The sequence below is a fragment of the Planococcus wigleyi genome (assembly GCF_014836985.1).
In the GTDB taxonomy this organism is placed as follows: domain Bacteria; phylum Bacillota; class Bacilli; order Bacillales_A; family Planococcaceae; genus Planococcus; species Planococcus notacanthi.
The window spans coordinates 122,193-137,667 of record NZ_JACSPU010000005.1 but is presented as its reverse complement, the minus strand read 5'-3'; the positions used below and the strand labels follow the sequence as shown (position 1 = coordinate 137,667).

The window sequence follows — 15,475 nt, the reverse complement described above, 5'->3', positions numbered from 1 at the left end:
CGCTAGATATAACGGTTCAACCCACTGTAGATTTCTACAATGTCAGCCAGCTTCATGCGCACCAATCCGCTGGAGGAAGGTGCCACATATTCAACGATGCCGGGGATCACCGGTTCTTTCTGGGCGCCCCAGGAAACTGTTTTCCGGTTGCTGAACTGCTGGTAGACGCCTTTGCCGACAAAACAAACGGCTTTTGGGCGCAACAGCCGGATTTTTTGCTCCAGCTGTTTGGCGCCTTCAGCATATTCCGCTTTGGAAATTTCCGCTGCTTCCCTGGTTGGACGGGCGACGATATTGGTTAGGCCGTATCCAAGTGCCAGCAAGTCGCTATTTTCGTCAGGCCGGTATTTCCGAGGGGTTAACCCCGCTTGGTGGAGGATCTTCCAGAATCGGTTATTCGGATTGGCGTAATGAAAACCAGTTTCTGAAGAGCGGATGCTCGGATTGAAGCCGACGAATAAAATTTTCAGGTTTTCCTCTAAATGATCGGGAATCGGTTCAAGCTGCAAAATCGAGTGCCTCCTTAAAGCTGTGTGGGAAATTAAGCTCTGCCATGTTTTCTCTGGAAATCCTCTTCAGATTGCAGAAGATAGAGAATGCCTTCAATGACGCCGATGACTGCGGGTATGCCTGTCCAAAAGAACAGCAGATACAAAATCCCCATGCCTGGTTTGCCAAGGTAAAATTTATGTGCGCCGAAGTCGCCAAGGAAAATGGCGAGAAGTGCGGCTGCCAATTTGCTTTTCATTGTCCATCATCCTTTCTTATCTATAATAATGTATTCCCAAATTTTAAAGAACTAACAGCTAAAAGTTATTCTTTCCAAATGAAAAAGATGAGGGTTAAATAAAACAGCTGCGGTAATTTAGGCCTTGGGTTTTATTACGGAAAAGACAGATTGAGGAAATGAACACCATTTATATATCAGTAAGTGTGAAGAATTAAAAATGAAAACGGTATCATTAATTTATTGTAAAAAAGTTTATGGATTCAGGTTTTTTTATTTGTACAGGGGTTATACAGAAAGATATTAAAAAGGAAGAAGGTGGCTGCTCCAGCTAGTGTCCATAAAAAGTTCAAGAAGATGCCTTGGTAATTATTTGCGGTTTCTGCTACACTATCAACTTGTAAATAGTTTTTCTAGAAAAATGTTGCTGGATAATGGAAAAGAACAAAAGTTGAAATAGGCGTTCGGACATCTTCAAAAAAGATCAGGGGTTACGGCCGATTGATTGATAGGGAGACTGGCCAAGGTCTTTGTGAGGGATCAGTTATGAACAAAAAATGGTGGAAAGAAGCAGTCGCGTATCAGGTATATCCGAGAAGTTTTAAGGATTCGAACGGTGACGGCGTTGGCGACATCAACGGCCTGACCAGCAAGCTGGATTATTTAAAAGACCTTGGGATTGATGTTATCTGGATTTGTCCGATGTATAAATCACCCAATGATGACAACGGTTATGACATAAGCGACTATCAGGAAATTATGGAAGAGTTCGGAACGATGGCGGATTTTGACCGCCTGCTTGAAGAAGTGCACGCGCGGGACATGAAATTGATCATCGACTTGGTGATCAACCATACAAGCGACGAACATCCGTGGTTCATGGAATCACGTGCTTCACGCGATAACGACAAACGCGATTGGTATATCTGGAGCGATGAACCGACCAACTGGGAAAGTATTTTTGGCGGTTCTGCCTGGGAATACGATCAGCAAACCAAACAGTATTATTTGCATTTATTCTCCAAAAAACAGCCGGATTTGAACTGGGAGAACCCGGAAGTGCGGCAGTCATTATACGATATGGTCAATTGGTGGCTGGACAAAGGAATCGATGGATTCCGTGTGGACGCCATCAGCCACATCAAAAAAGAAATGAGCGATATCGAAGACCCGGAACAAAATTTGTATGTGCCGGCTTGGGAAAAAATGATGAACGTCAAAGGCATCCAGCCGCTGCTTGCGGAATTGCGCGACGAGACGTTTGCGAAATACGACATCATGACGGTCGGTGAAGCGAATGGTGTGAAAGCTGACAACATTAAAGAATGGATTTCCGAGGACGATGGAAAATTCGATATGGTGTTCCAGTTTGAAAGTATGGGACTTTGGGATACTGACTCCACGACGGGAATTGATGTGCCGAAGCTGAAAGAAGTGCTTACGAAATGGCAGAAAGCGGTGGAAGGCCATGGCTGGAACGCGCTGTTCGTGGAAAACCACGACAAGCCGCGCATCGTATCCTCATGGGGAAACGATCAGCAATACTGGAGGGAAAGTGCGACAGCCATCGCCTGCATGTATTTCTTCATGCAAGGGACGCCGTTCATCTATCAGGGGCAGGAAATCGGCATGACCAATGCGCCGTTTGAAGAATTGGCGCATTACAACGATATCCAAACCCACAACCTGTACCATTTCAACCGTTCGGAAGGCATGGAACATGACGCAGTGATGACGATCATCAAAGCGCAAAGCCGCGACCATTCCCGCACGCCGATGCAATGGGATGCCAGCCCGAACGCGGGTTTCTCAAATGCTGAGCCCTGGCTGCGGGTCAATCCGAATTACGAGGAAATCAATGTGGCGGCACAGTTGCGCGATCCGCATTCGATTCTTTGGTTCTACCGGAAGATGATCTGGCTGCGCAAGCAGCAAGACGTCCTCGTCTACGGAAACTACGAGCTGCAGGATGTCGGGCACGAATCGATTTATGCCTATACCCGCACAGATGAAGAAAAGACCTTATTGGTCATCACCAATTTGACGGAGTACGCCTGCTACTGGGACGAACCGGAAGCAGCGCGCTGCCTGCTCGGAAATTATCAACAGCAGGATCCGAAACAATTGCTGCCTTTTGAAGCACGCGTTTACGAATTGTGAATTTGAAAGTCCCCGTCCTTAAGCAATTTGCTTGAGGACGGGGGCTTTCTTCTTGAGGAGAGAGGCGGATGTTTTATTTTCGGCTAAAATAAGCCATTGCGCAAACAAAATGGGGGATTCTGCAAACAAACCTCGATATTCCGCAGATAAAGTCAATTATTCCGCAAACAACCACGCCTATTCCGCAAACAAATCAAGAATTCCGCAAACAACCACACTTCAAGTGCTATAACTATAAAAACAACGTGAAAACAGTTTTATTCCATTTCACGCACTATAAATGCGGCTTTCCAGTTAAATGACTAAAATTTCGTCTCTATCTGCCAATAAAACAGAAAAAAACACCTTGCCCGAGGGCAAGATGTTTTCGATAGTTTGCGGCGTATCAAGCCACGCTCCACAACGTGTTTCCAAAAAGGAGTGCTTGTCCGTCTTACGCAAACGAGCTCATCGCGTAGTTAACAATAGAGGATATTGATGAGTCTGTCAATGTTTTTGCAGGTAAAGCGCAATCGCCGCAGTATTTTTTGCATATATTTATCACTATCGAGACGGATCTTGGCACGGGTCTAGTTCGTCAACCTATACACACTGGCCGCAATGGATTTTTAGAAATAAGGAGAGATGTTATGGATCAATCATGGCAAGAGATAGCGAAATTGCTTTCAGCGATTAATGTAGTGGCGCATCCGAATAATGAACCGGTAACGATAGAAGGCATTGCGGAAGGTTTTCGCTGTATTGGAGTAGGGACCGATGCAGCAGTGTTTCAATTTTTAGAAGCTCCGGAGTATGCCTTCAAGTTATATGCGGAAGGAAAAGAAGGGAAACTTGACGCAGAAGCGAAAGTGTATGATGAAATCGGCTCTTCGTTCTACTTCTCCACCTGTTATGGCGCAACTGACCGCATGTTAGCCATTAAGTATGAACACGGCATAACCTTGTTCGATTGTCTGTTGCAGGGAATCCACGTACCGGAACAGGTAATTGCAGATGTAGAAGAGGCACGGGACTACATCCGGAAAATCGGATTAAATCCACGGGATATCCACTTGAAGAACATATTATTGCAAAACGGCCGGGCAAAGTTGCTTGATGTTTCCGAGTATATTAAGCAAGGCAATGATTTTAGATGGGAGCATTTGAAAAAAGCATACGAAGAGTATTATCCAATTATCGACAGCAAGCCGATGCCGTTCTGGCTGTTGGATACCATCAGGAAATGGTACCATCACTGGAACCGCTACTCTTCTTCCTTTGATGAATTCATGAAGATTGTTTCGAAACAGATAAGCTATTGGAATTAAGGGCACTGCCTTAAAATTATCTCCCTGACCCAAAAAAGGCAGGAACAAGAGTAAAGCGACCATATCCGTACAGGAAAAATCGGATGCGCCGTTTTTATTCCTCTTAAAATAGAAAAGGAAGGAGGGGTGTGCATGGACATGCTGAAAGATATGAATGAAGCGCTCCGCTATATCGAGGAACACTTGGACAGCGATATTGATTTCGGCAAAGTGGCGAAGATTGCCGGCGTGTCGGAATTTCATTTCCATAAATTGTTTTCGTATTTATCGGGGATGGGGTTGAGCAGTTATATCCGCAGCCGGCGCTTGTCACAGGCAGCCAGCGATTTGCAGCGGGGGAAGGAACGGGTTCTGGATGTGGCCATCAAGTACGGCTACGACTCGGCAGACGGCTTTAGCCGGGCGTTTCGTGAATGGTCGGGGATGAACCCATCTGAAGTGAAGAACAGCGATCAGTTTAAAGCATTTCCACGCCTTACTTTCCAATTGACGATTCGAGGAGGAATGGATATGGAATACCGCATTGCAGAAAAAGACGCCTTTAAACTGGTGGGCATTAAAGAACGGGTGCCCATCGTTTTTGAAGGACAGAATCCTGAAATTATGAAAATGGTGCAGGCTATCACAGTGGACCAGCGTGAGCAGCTGCAAAAATGGCGCAACACAGAAGTTCAAACGGTAGTCAATGCCTCCTTTCATTTTGATGAGGGCCGCTTAGAAGAAAAAGGCCAGCTGGATCATTTGATTGGATCGATTACGACTTTAGAAGGTGATTTCGATGATTTTGATGTTGTGGAGGTGCCAGCGGGAAGCTGGGCCGTATTCAGTCTTGAAGGTCCGTTTCCTCAAAAGCTGCAGGATACTTGGAGCAAAATTTTTTCCGACTGGCTGCCCTCGTCGAATTACGAATTGGTCGAAGGTCCGGAAATTTCCTTCAACGGCGATATGGCGAATCTGCAGAACGTCTATAGTGAAATTTGGATTCCGGTAACAGAACGGAATGAATAAAACATGCTCTCTGCGCATTCTCGGTTTAAAAACCATTGAAGGCTGCAGAGAGTTTTCTTGTTCAAGAAAATAAAGTATGTCTTTTCTCTTATTAACGCTTATATTTCCAAATGGTAGAATAAGACTATTCAAGATATTTTTCCAATAACAGGTGAAAATGAAACTTCTCTACAGACAGAACCGTAAACTTATGAAAGAAAAACGAATGGAGTGAATTCCCAGTATGACGAAATTCAATAAACTGATGCTGTTCGGGGTATTAACCGCTGGAATCCTTACAGGTTGCTCGGATAATCAAAATGCAGGTGCAGCAGAAGAACCAGCTGTAAAGGAAGAGCACCCTTCTGAAGAAGAAGCAGTTGAAGAACAACAGGCGGAAGAGCCGGCCGCAGCAGAAGCGGCTGTACATAATGTGGAAGAGATCGTAAAGGAAAAAGGCAAATACGTCCTACAAGAAACGGATCAGCAAAAGGAACAATTGCAGGCAGAGCTGGAAGCGGCGCCTGAAGGGATGACAGGAGAGGAAGCGTATTCCTTCGCAGTATCATTAGTGGCAGCGGATGTTGAAGAAGCTGCAGAAAAGTTTGAAGCCATTAATCCAGTAATCACCATCGATTCCGCTACGCCGGAAGACAGCATCACCTTGCCTGAAGAAGAGACAATCAATGTGGCCATCTTGTTGGATGCCAGCGGAAGCATGGCTGGCCATGTATCGGGCGGCGAAAAGATGAAGCTGGCCAAAGAAGCGGTGCAGACCTATGCAGGAGATTTGCCGGAAGGATCGAACGTCATGCTGCGTGTCTATGGGCATGAAGGAAGCGGTACGAACGCGGACCGGGAAATGTCCTGCAGCAGCAACGAAGTAGTGTATGAACTAGGGGCTTACGATGAGCAGCATTTCAGCGAATCCTTGGATCAGTTTGCACCGGCTGGCTGGACGCCTTTAGCGGGTGCCATCCAAGCTGCTGAAGAAGACTTGAAAGAACAAAAAGGTGAACATGTACGCAATGTGGTGTATGTGGTCAGCGATGGAATTGAAACCTGTGATGGAGATCCGGTGGCAGCTGCGGCTTCATTGAACGCATCCGATATCCAAGCGGAAGTGAACATCATCGGTTTTGATGTCGACAACGAAGGCCAGGCGCAGCTGGAAGCTGTAGCCAAAGCAGGGAATGGACAATATAAGTCCGTTTACTCGGAAAGCGATTTGAATGATTATCTGAAGCAGGAGCACAGCCGGCTTTACTGGGAATGGCTGGCCTGGAGCAATGACCGTTATTTGGAAATTCTCCAGCAAAGCAATAACATTGCTGGAGATCTATTGAAGTACAATAACGAAATTTACGGGAAATCCCTTGCGGAAAACAATAGAATGCACAGCCTGCAATACAAGCTGACAGAGCTTGAAAAATTTAAAGACAATGAAGCCGCTGATAAGTTTAACGAACTGGCAAACATCAGGCATAAAACCCTGACTCAATATTTCAGACAGGAAAAAGATCGGAAAGATACGATCCGCAAAGAGATGCATGAAGAACTGGAGAAGAAAGTGAAAGAGACAAGTGAGGAAAAAGAAGGAGATTATGCTTCTTAACGAAGGAAACTACTCTTTATCACCTATTTTAGCGAACATTAAACCGATACTTACGGTTTAATGTTCGATTTTTAGGTTGACCCTTTGTTTTGCCTTTGCTATAGTTGCCAAGTGACAGACAAACAACATAATCGCTCGTATAAATTCGGTAATACGGTCCGAATGTTTCTACCAGGTTCCCTTTAAAGAATCGGACTACGAGTCGAAGTATGCGGTCAGCCGGCTTTTCAGCTGGCGGCTGTTTGATTGGTGTGCCTCATCTTGATGCATTCAAACGTGCTTCGGCTTACTGGATTCCATAGGCAGAAATAAATGACTGTTTTAGGCGCTATTTTTTGGCTCCAATACCGGCAGAGCAGACATCAAGGGGGAAGTTCGCATGAAAAAGATGCAAATGAAGACAAAATTCAGCAATCCAGTTTTATTTACCATCATGGCCATGATCTTGTTGGCCGTAATGGCTGGGTGCAGTTCAGCGGGAGAAGCTGAAGCAACTGAAGATAAAGAAGCGGCTGGAGAAACCAAACGCCCGATCCTGATTCAAGGGCCGATGCCGATTGAAGCGGAAACCTTCGCGGAGCGCCTTGAGAACGTTACAATAGAAGAATCAGGTTCGACTTATGAATTTTACATCGGTACAGTAGACGGCTATCCGGTCATCGTTTCAAAAACCGGTAAAGGCATGGAAAATGCTGCAGCTTCTACAGCGATCGCTATTGAAAAATACAATCCGGCCGCCATCATCAACCAAGGCACGTCTGGCGGACACGATCCGGAATTGAATGTATTTGATATCGTTCTCGGTGAACGTACCGTCAACATCGGTTCGATGAAAACTGGAGACCGTGCAGCAGGTGAAGGCATTGAACCGACCGAATGGAAGCCGATGGACGTCATGGCATCTGAAGGCAGTGCTGGGGAAGATCCAAATGCAGAAAAAGCCCGCTATTACGAAGGGGACGCTGACCTATTGGCTGCAGCTAAAGCAGTGAAAGACAGCTACACCAAAGGCAAGATCGTTGAAGGCACGATTGGCTCGGCTGATCTTTGGAATAACGAAGTGGATCGCATCAAGTGGTTCCACGAAAATTACGGCACATCGGTCGAAGAGATGGAATCGGCATCGGTAGCCATGATTTCAAAAGCGTACGATGTACCATTCCTGGCAATCCGTGTTCTGTCGAACAATAAAACCAACGACGGTGCCTATAATGCAGATACGGCCATAGCGAACCAGGAATATGTTTACGAAGTTGTGAAAGAGTATATTTCCTTTTTGGAAAGCAACTAACAAAAGGCATCTTGTCTCTCTGAAAAAGAGGTGACAGGATGCTTTTTTTATTCAAAGGAAATATGAAAACAATAATTTAATGTCTAAAAGCAATATTTATTTATTGTAAAACAATAAATAATAAGCTATTATAAAGGCAATACAAATAAGTGAGGTGCTTTTCATGAGCCGAGGATCGACTCTATTTTTAAAAACAGTTATTATTCTTATGGGATTGCCGGTACTGGCCGGCTGCATATACGGCTTATCAAGGTTTGATCCAAATTCCCCTTACTGGGCTTCTCCTGAACTGGAAAAACTGCAATATCCATTATTGATCGGCATGTACTTGGCGATGATTCCATTTTTCGTTGCCTTGTATCAGACATTGAAGCTTCTCAGCTATATTGACAGGAACGAGGCATTTTCAAAGCTGTCAGTCAAAGCGTTGAAGACCATCAAGTATTGTGCAGTCGCCATCATCATTGTGTTTGCGCTGGAAATGCCATTTTTCTATCTATTGACAAAAGCTGACGATGCTCCGGGCATTTTGATTGGCCTAGTAATCATATTTGCTTCGCTTGTCATTGCTGTATTTGCGGCTGTGCTTCAACGGCTCCTGCAGGACGCCATCGATATAAAAGAAGAAAACGATTTAATCGTCTGAGCCGAGGTGAATTCCATGGCAATAATCATCCATATCGATGTGATGTTGGCTAAGCGGAAAATGAGCGTTACAGAACTTTCGGAAAGAGTCGGCATCACTATGGCTAACCTTTCGATCCTGAAGAACGGCAAAGCAAAAGCCATCCGCTTGTCCACTTTGGAAGCTGTCTGCAAGGCGTTGGACTGCCAACCGGGGGACGCGCTGGAGTAACGGCCAGAAGAATGAAATAACAGGCAATCAAAAAGACCAGCCAGTTGGATGATCTTTTTGATTGCTTATTTTATTCCACGACATGTTCGGTGGTGACTTCATACGTTTCGCCTTGTCGGGGTGTCAGCCAAGCGGTCAGTTCATAGGTCCCGGGTTCAAGGTCGAGCTGCGGAATTTCGAATTCGTAACTCAACTTGTCGCCCTGGTCGACAGATTCTTCACCTAAAGCCTGCAGATAAGTGCTGACGGATGAAAAGAGGAAAACTTCTTCGCCGCTTTCATTTGCTAGGGAAAAATCATAGCGTTGGCTGCTGGTAAATTCAAAGGTATGCGGTTCGCCGCTTTCGTTGATCACGGTATAGCGATAAACATCACCATCGACGTGTTCGATTTCAGGTTTCATTTCCCCATCGGTACTGCCTCCTGTGGTTTCATCGTTCGTTCCGGATTCTTCAGTGTTCGGATCTTCAGGGGAGGTTTCTGTTTCGTCTCCTTGCCCGGTGCCGCACGCTGCGAGAATCAAAGCGGCCATCAAGATCAAAAAGGCTCCCAGCCAAAATTTATTTTTCATGGATATTCCTCCTCGTGGATAGAGAGATAAGTGAATCACTTACACATAAGAACGTTAAAGCGCCTGAAAAGTTACAATGTCCATTAGGACAGTCTAAATATCGGGTGGATTTCACTGACAGCCTACACATTAAGAGAACTACCCTGTAGAATGAAGAATAAGAGATTTCACATAATTCCATCAGCTAGATGAAAGGGGCACAACCTACTTGAAAACAACATTCCATTTTTCAAAAGATATTGAAATGGCTTTTAAAAACGATCCACCCGGGCAATGGCTTTCCACCTTGCCGCCAGGCTGTCTTCGTCTCAGCTCAGGTTATCCTGAACCGGCATTGGTTCCTTCTGAAGAAATCAAACTGGCAGTGGCACGTTTGCTGGATGAGGAACGTGATTTACCGCTTCATTATTTGGGCAGCCCAAGGATTCCGCAGCTGAAGGAATTTCTTCGCAAACGAATGGCGACGCGCGGTGTAGAAGCTGCAGAGGACGAATTGCTGGTGACTTCAGGAGCCTGCCAGGCTATTGATCTGATTGCCCGTGTCCTTTTAGACGACGAAGCTCTAGTGGCTGTTGAAGCACCGACCTATATGGAAGCTTTGGAGATTTTCCAGAACTACACTGAGCACTATCTGACGATCCCGATAGATGAAAAAGGGCTACAGACAGAATTGTTGGCGGATTTGTTGGCGGACCGGAAAGTACACGGACAGCCGCTGCCGCGATTGCTTTATACGATTCCGACCTATCAAAATCCGACAGGCACTACGCTGTCTCTTGAACGCCGGAAGCATTTGCTTGAACTGGCCGAACAATACGACTTCCTGATACTGGAGGATGATGCATACGGAGAACTGGGCTTTCAGGATCGCCCACAACTTCTAAAAGCAATGGATACCAACAACCGTGTCCTGTATGTCGGTTCTTTATCAAAAGTCGTGGCTCCCGGCATGCGGATTGGCTGGGTGGCAGCGGACGAACGCATCATCGACCCATTGAATTGGTTCAAGAAAGACCTGAACCATCCATTTGATCAGGCAACGATGGCGTCATTCCTTGAAGCCATCAACTTTGATGAACATCTGAATGGATTGGCGTCCGTCTATGAAGCCAAATGTGCCACGATGTTGTCGGCGTTGGAAGAATTTCTGCCTCCTGCGGTTTCATGGTTCACGCCAAAAGGAGGATATTTCGTGTGGGTTAAAATTCCGGGCGTCGATACCTCAGAACTGCTTCCGAAGGCATTGGCTGCAGGCGTTTCTTTCGTGCCGGGCAAATACTTTTTCCTGAACCAGCAGGAGGGGCTGCCATATCTGCGTTTGTCGTTCAGCTATGCCAGCGAAGAAGAAATTGTCAAAGGCGTGGAATTACTGGCACAAGTCATCGGCATAAGTATTCCGCAGCCGGAACAAGAGACGGACCGGCAGTAAAGAGAATATCTATTTTAAACGCGTTCGATTGCATCTGCAGCCGGGCGCGTTTATTAATCTTCTCAGCTTTTCGAGAAAACCATATTATAAATCTTTAATTGACTATATTTTCTGAATACGGTACAGTTAAATATACTAATTAAGGAAATATGGAAATTTCTAACGTCTTTCGAAGCATTAGAGATTTCAAAGGCAGGAGGGTTGATTATCGGGACAGTCGATTACTAAAAAGAGGGGGAAATCCAAATGAACATTACGACAACACTTGCACAGAATGCAAAGCGTTTTCCAGATAAAATGGCCATCGCTTTCGAAGGACAACGTTATTCCTACCAGGAGCTGAACGAAGAAGCAAATCGGCTGGCAAATGGTTTACTCGAAACAGGGATGCAAAAAGGGGATAAGGTTTCGCTGTTCCTGAAAAATTCCGATCATTATGTACTGGCTTTTTTTGCTGTGCTAAAGGCTGGGGGTGTGGCAGTGCCGGTCAATTACCAGCTAAGTGCAGATGAAAGCGGCTATATTTTCGGACAATCTGAAAGCGTATTCGTCATATGCGACCACGAATTTGAAAAGACTGTAACTGAAGCGAAAAAGCAGGCAGCTCAGCTTCGACAAGTTATCGTCCACCCGGCACCTGATAATAATGATTATCTGAGTTGGGAAAGTGTATTGAGTGATAATGCGCTGGAGCCTTCTGTTGAAGTATTGAGCAGTGATGATGCGGAAATCCTTTATACTTCCGGTACAACCGGGAAACCAAAAGGGGCATTATTTGATCATCAGCGGCTGACCGCTGCCAGTTCGTCATTCGTGTTTGGCGTGGAACTCGGGGCAAAGGACCGCATTCTTCATGCAGTGCCTTTATTTCATTCGGTTCAATTGAATCTGTTTTTGGTAACCGGCATCATGTTGGGTACATCCAACATCATTCTGCGTGATTTCAATCCGGAAAAAGTGGCTGAGGCCATCACCGAATTCCAGATTTCCATATTCTTCGGCTTGCCGGAAACGTACACCAGGTTGTTGCAGTTGCCGAATATCGAAGAGGCAGATCTGTCTTCGGTTAAAAAATGCATGTACGGGGCAGATCCGATTGATCCGGAACTTGTCAAGCGGGCAATGGAGGTTTTCGGCCATCAGCAGTTCTATAACCTATGCCTGTTGACGGAAGGCGGGCCGGGAGGTGTTTTCTTATTGCCTGAGCAGCATGAACACAAGGTGGGATCAGGCGGAAAACCGATGTACTTCACAGAAGTGCGGGTGGTGGACGATGAATTTTTGGATGTCCAGCCGGGAACCATCGGTGAATTTGTCATCAAAGGCGATACGGTCATGAAGGAATACTTCTATAAACCTGAAGAAACCGCAGAGGCTTTCCGAAACGGCTGGCTGTTGACGGGCGATTTGGCCACAATTGATGAGGATGGCTTTATCTCTCTCGTGGACCGAAAAGCGGACCGCATCATTTCAGCCGGAGAAAATATCTATTCCATTGAAGTGGAACAGGTCATCAACAGTCATCCTCAAGTGGAAGAAGCTGCGACAGTCGGCTTGCCGGAAGAGGAATGGGGAGAAATTGTCGGTGTGATCATTGTTCCGAAAGAAGGTGAGACCATCGACGAAGACCAATTGATGGACTACCTCCTGGAAAAACTTCCAGGCTACAAGATTCCGCGCAAGTACTTGGTCACCGATTCCTTGCCGCGGAACTCCTCGGGGAAAATCATGAAATACCAATTGCGTGAACTTCACATCAGTGAATTCGAATGGTTCCGGAAAACTCCGGCCAGCCGTTACTGATTCTCAAAACAAAAATGCCCTGCAGCGTTAATCGCTGCAGGGCATTTTCGTGGAGTCATGTAATGGAAGCTTCGTAAATGCCTTTGATGGAGTTTTCCAGCATGGCATTGAATTCTTCATCGGATTGGCTGGCGCTGACGCCTTCGGACAAGGCGCGAGAAAAGCTGGCGATCAGCCCTTCGTTGGCAGCCAATTTCTGATTGGCATCATCTCGTTTATAGCCGCCGGACAAAGCCACTACGCGGAGTACACGAGGGTGGTCAATCAATTCCTTGAAGAAGTTATCGACTGTTGGAATGGTGATTTTGATCATGATATTTTGATCCTCACTCAATTGGTCCAAGTGCTTCAACATTTCCTCTTTCAGGATTTGTTCGATTTGTTCTTTGTCCGTGCTGTTGATATCGACTTCCGGTTCAAGAATCGGCACCAAGCCAGCTGCCAGAATCTGCTTGCCGACTTCGAATTGCTGCTCGACTACTTTCTTGATGCCTTCCGGATTGGCTTCCTTAATGACCGAACGCATTTTGGTGCCGAAGATGTTTCGTTCGTTGGCGCGTTTCAGCACATCGTCCAAATCCGGAATCAGCTTCATGACCTGAACGCCGTTTTCTTCATCTGCAAGGCCCTTGTCGACTTTCAAGAAAGGCACAACCCCTTTTTGCTGCCATAAATAATCAGCTGTGTATTGGCCCTCGACTTTACGGTCCATCGTCTGTTCAAAAAGGATTGCGCCGATAATCGAATCGGAATTGAAGGAAGGAGCCGTCATGACGCGTGTCCGCATTTCGTGGATCAGGTCATACATTTCCTCTTCTGTTGAATATTGGTCTTCTGACACCCCGTAAAGTGCGAGTGCTTTTGGTGTGCTGCCACCACTTTGGTCAAGCGCAGCAATAAAACCTTTCCCATTTTTCACGAATTCCAATTGTTCTTGATTCATCGTCCCAGCTCCTTAGATAAATTTTTAGAAAGTTAACCGCTTGATTATAAAAAATTTACTGCAAAGAACCTCTTTCACTGAATATTGTAACAATATAAAGAGGAAACTACAAAAAGAAATTTTTTACTGATTAAGCTGTACTTAGGATGTTCCCTTATTGAAGTTCTACAAACGTTAGCTGGGCAGATGAAAGAGAAGAAATTATAGATCTACTGCCCCTTAAACCCTAGAGAATAGAGAGCTTGTTGAATCATCATTACGTTCCGCAGAAAGTCTGATAAGGCCCGTTTGTCGGCTCCGGCGGTTCCGTATAGGCTTCCTGTTCGGCAGAATGGGCATAAGGGTCAGCCAGGACTGTGAGCAGCCGGTGAAGGACGCTGTAATCTCCCTGGAATTCTGCTGCGGCCAGGGCTTCTTCCACCCGGTGATTGCGGGGGATGATGGCCGGATTGTTGTTGCGCATCAATTGCTGGCTCTCTTCCTGCGACTCCTTCTGGCGCTCCAGACGTGCCTGCCAAGAACTGTGCCATTCCTTGAACTCTGGCGTTTCAAACAATTCACTGCCCTGGAGTTTCGTGAAAGTCAGCGCACGGAACAGATTGGTGTAATCGGCATCATGTTGGTGCATCAGATTCAGCAATGCTTCCACCAATGTGGAATCTTCAGCTTCTTCATTGAAGATCCCAAGTTTTTTGCGCATGCCGGATAGCCAGTGGTTCTGGAACTGCTCAATATAGCCGGTGAGTTCTTCCTGTGCCATATTGACCGCTTCCTCCGGAGTATCATGCAGCAAAGGCAACAGGCTCTCCGCAAAACGTGCCAAGTTCCATCCGGCAATCATCGGCTGATTGCCGTAAGCATAGCGGCCTTGAACATCGATGGAGCTGAAAACCGTCTTCGGATCATAGCTATCCATGAATGCGCAAGGTCCATAATCGATGGTTTCTCCACTAATCGCCATGTTGTCGGTATTCATAACTCCGTGAATAAAACCGACGAGCTGCCATTTGGCAAGCAAAGCTGCTTGCCGTTTGATGACTTCCTGGAATAAGGCAAGATACGGGTGCGAAGCGTCTTGGACATGCGGAAAGTGGCGCTCCAGCGCATAGTCGGCCAGTGCTTTCAAGTCTTCTTTGGTACCGAATCTTGCAGCGTATTGGAATGTGCCGACGCGCAGATGGCTGTCAGCAATCCGTGTCATGACCGCTCCAGGCAGCGCTGTTTCCCGACGGACCATTTCACCGGTTTCGACAACGGACAAGCTGCGGGTCGTCGCAATGCCCAGACCGTGCATCGCTTCACTGATGAGGTACTCGCGAAGCATAGGCCTTAATGCAGCACGACCGTCGCCGCCGCGGGAATAAGGCGTTCTGCCCGAGCCTTTCAACTGGATATCCAATCGTTTGCCGGATGGTGTGAGCTGTTCGCCAATCAATAAAGCACGGCCATCTCCAAGCATCGTGAAATTGCCGAATTGATGACCTGCATAAGCCTGGGCAATCGGTGTGCTGCCTTCAGGAACCTGATTTCCAGCCAGGATGGCGACCCCGTCTTCAGCTGTTAATTCTGCAGGATCCAGACCAAGTTTTTCTGCCAATGCCTCATTAAAGATGACCAATTTAGGCGACTTCACCGGATGGACCGTGATTTTTCTATAAAAAACTTCAGGCAACCGCGAATAGCTATTTTCCAGCTGCCAGCCGGTATGGGTTAGTTCCTTTTTATTCATAATGGACCTCCTTATTTTGTTGAAGTGTTACTTATATTATACCCGCTCTGTCCGCCG

14 protein-coding genes and 1 riboswitch are annotated in these 15,475 nt (G+C 46.3%); of the genes, 9 read left to right on the top strand and 5 right to left on the bottom strand.

What is annotated here, in order from left to right; genetic code table 11:
- Nucleotides 1–2: 2 nt before the first annotated feature.
- Both mug and H9630_RS14440 read right to left on the bottom strand, forming a co-directional pair.
- On the bottom strand, nucleotides 3–512 hold the full coding sequence (gene mug / locus H9630_RS14445; protein WP_191716460.1) for a G/U mismatch-specific DNA glycosylase: 510 nt from the start codon (nucleotides 510–512) through the stop codon (nucleotides 3–5).
- Nucleotides 513–541: 29 nt separating this feature from the next.
- Entirely contained in the window at nucleotides 542–748 is a 207-nt protein-coding gene (locus H9630_RS14440) for a TM2 domain-containing protein (RefSeq protein ID WP_191716194.1), read from the bottom strand.
- 525 nt (nucleotides 749–1,273) lie between these two features.
- On the opposite strand from H9630_RS14440, the gene H9630_RS14435 reads away from it, so the two are divergent.
- The 7 genes from H9630_RS14435 to H9630_RS14405 all read left to right on the top strand — a co-directional run bounded on the left by H9630_RS14435 (nucleotide 1,274) and on the right by H9630_RS14405 (nucleotide 8,943).
- A complete protein-coding gene (locus tag H9630_RS14435; RefSeq protein ID WP_191716193.1) occupies nucleotides 1,274–2,887 on the top strand; it encodes a glycoside hydrolase family 13 protein in 1,614 nt (537 codons plus the stop codon).
- A gap of 629 nt (nucleotides 2,888–3,516) precedes the next feature.
- Nucleotides 3,517–4,194 carry a serine/threonine protein kinase gene (locus H9630_RS14430; protein WP_191716192.1) on the top strand — a complete coding sequence of 226 codons (678 nt, stop codon included), beginning with the start codon at nucleotides 3,517–3,519 and terminating at the stop codon, nucleotides 4,192–4,194.
- A gap of 132 nt (nucleotides 4,195–4,326) precedes the next feature.
- On the top strand, nucleotides 4,327–5,202 hold the full coding sequence (locus tag H9630_RS14425; RefSeq protein ID WP_191716191.1) for an AraC family transcriptional regulator: 876 nt from the start codon (nucleotides 4,327–4,329) through the stop codon (nucleotides 5,200–5,202).
- Between the two features lie 223 nt (nucleotides 5,203–5,425).
- Nucleotides 5,426–6,796: a vWA domain-containing protein gene (locus tag H9630_RS14420; RefSeq protein WP_191716190.1), complete on the top strand. Its 1,371-nt coding sequence runs from the start codon at nucleotides 5,426–5,428 to the stop codon at nucleotides 6,794–6,796.
- 115 nt (nucleotides 6,797–6,911) lie between these two features.
- Nucleotides 6,912–7,014: riboswitch (purine riboswitch) on the top strand.
- 161 nt (nucleotides 7,015–7,175) lie between these two features.
- Nucleotides 7,176–8,087: a 5'-methylthioadenosine/S-adenosylhomocysteine nucleosidase gene (locus H9630_RS14415; RefSeq protein ID WP_191716189.1), complete on the top strand. Its 912-nt coding sequence runs from the start codon at nucleotides 7,176–7,178 to the stop codon at nucleotides 8,085–8,087.
- 163 nt (nucleotides 8,088–8,250) lie between these two features.
- A complete protein-coding gene (locus tag H9630_RS14410) occupies nucleotides 8,251–8,733 on the top strand; it encodes a DUF2975 domain-containing protein (RefSeq protein WP_191716188.1) in 483 nt (160 codons plus the stop codon).
- A 15-nt stretch (nucleotides 8,734–8,748) separates the two neighbouring features.
- A complete protein-coding gene (locus H9630_RS14405; protein ID WP_191716187.1) occupies nucleotides 8,749–8,943 on the top strand; it encodes a helix-turn-helix domain-containing protein in 195 nt (64 codons plus the stop codon).
- 70 nt (nucleotides 8,944–9,013) lie between these two features.
- On the opposite strand, the gene H9630_RS14400 is transcribed toward H9630_RS14405, so the two are convergent.
- A complete protein-coding gene (locus tag H9630_RS14400; RefSeq protein ID WP_191716186.1) occupies nucleotides 9,014–9,514 on the bottom strand; it encodes a BsuPI-related putative proteinase inhibitor in 501 nt (166 codons plus the stop codon).
- 208 nt (nucleotides 9,515–9,722) lie between these two features.
- Here H9630_RS14400 and H9630_RS14395 point away from each other — a divergent pair, with 208 nt between their 5' ends.
- Entirely contained in the window at nucleotides 9,723–10,943 is a 1,221-nt protein-coding gene (locus tag H9630_RS14395) for an aminotransferase-like domain-containing protein (protein ID WP_225218575.1), read from the top strand.
- A gap of 246 nt (nucleotides 10,944–11,189) precedes the next feature.
- A complete protein-coding gene (locus H9630_RS14390; RefSeq protein WP_191716185.1) occupies nucleotides 11,190–12,746 on the top strand; it encodes a class I adenylate-forming enzyme family protein in 1,557 nt (518 codons plus the stop codon).
- 55 nt (nucleotides 12,747–12,801) lie between these two features.
- Here the strand turns inward: H9630_RS14390 and H9630_RS14385 are convergent, their stop codons facing one another.
- Both H9630_RS14385 and H9630_RS14380 read right to left on the bottom strand, forming a co-directional pair.
- Nucleotides 12,802–13,689: a fructose bisphosphate aldolase gene (locus H9630_RS14385; RefSeq protein WP_191716184.1), complete on the bottom strand. Its 888-nt coding sequence runs from the start codon at nucleotides 13,687–13,689 to the stop codon at nucleotides 12,802–12,804.
- Between the two features lie 256 nt (nucleotides 13,690–13,945).
- Complete coding sequence (locus H9630_RS14380; protein WP_191716183.1) at nucleotides 13,946–15,418, bottom strand: protein adenylyltransferase SelO; 1,473 nt, start codon at nucleotides 15,416–15,418, stop codon at nucleotides 13,946–13,948.
- Between the last annotated feature and the right edge of the window lie 57 nt (nucleotides 15,419–15,475).

Bases quoted from the DNA above. Each gene is read 5' to 3' on its own strand.
- H9630_RS14440 (WP_191716194.1), bottom strand. From the start codon at position 748: ATGAAAAGCAAATTGGCAGCCGCACTTCTCGCCATTTTCCTTGGCGAC.
- H9630_RS14410 (WP_191716188.1), top strand. From the start codon at position 8,251: ATGAGCCGAGGATCGACTCTATTTTTAAAAACAGTTATTATTCTTATG.
- H9630_RS14390 (WP_191716185.1), top strand. From the start codon at position 11,190: ATGAACATTACGACAACACTTGCACAGAATGCAAAGCGTTTTCCAGAT.
- H9630_RS14405 (WP_191716187.1), top strand. From the start codon at position 8,749: ATGGCAATAATCATCCATATCGATGTGATGTTGGCTAAGCGGAAAATG.
- H9630_RS14380 (WP_191716183.1), bottom strand. From the start codon at position 15,418: ATGAATAAAAAGGAACTAACCCATACCGGCTGGCAGCTGGAAAATAGC.
- H9630_RS14415 (WP_191716189.1), top strand. From the start codon at position 7,176: ATGAAAAAGATGCAAATGAAGACAAAATTCAGCAATCCAGTTTTATTT.
- H9630_RS14430 (WP_191716192.1), top strand. From the start codon at position 3,517: ATGGATCAATCATGGCAAGAGATAGCGAAATTGCTTTCAGCGATTAAT.
- H9630_RS14425 (WP_191716191.1), top strand. From the start codon at position 4,327: ATGGACATGCTGAAAGATATGAATGAAGCGCTCCGCTATATCGAGGAA.
- H9630_RS14385 (WP_191716184.1), bottom strand. From the start codon at position 13,689: ATGAATCAAGAACAATTGGAATTCGTGAAAAATGGGAAAGGTTTTATT.
- H9630_RS14400 (WP_191716186.1), bottom strand. From the start codon at position 9,514: ATGAAAAATAAATTTTGGCTGGGAGCCTTTTTGATCTTGATGGCCGCT.
- H9630_RS14420 (WP_191716190.1), top strand. From the start codon at position 5,426: ATGACGAAATTCAATAAACTGATGCTGTTCGGGGTATTAACCGCTGGA.
- H9630_RS14435 (WP_191716193.1), top strand. From the start codon at position 1,274: ATGAACAAAAAATGGTGGAAAGAAGCAGTCGCGTATCAGGTATATCCG.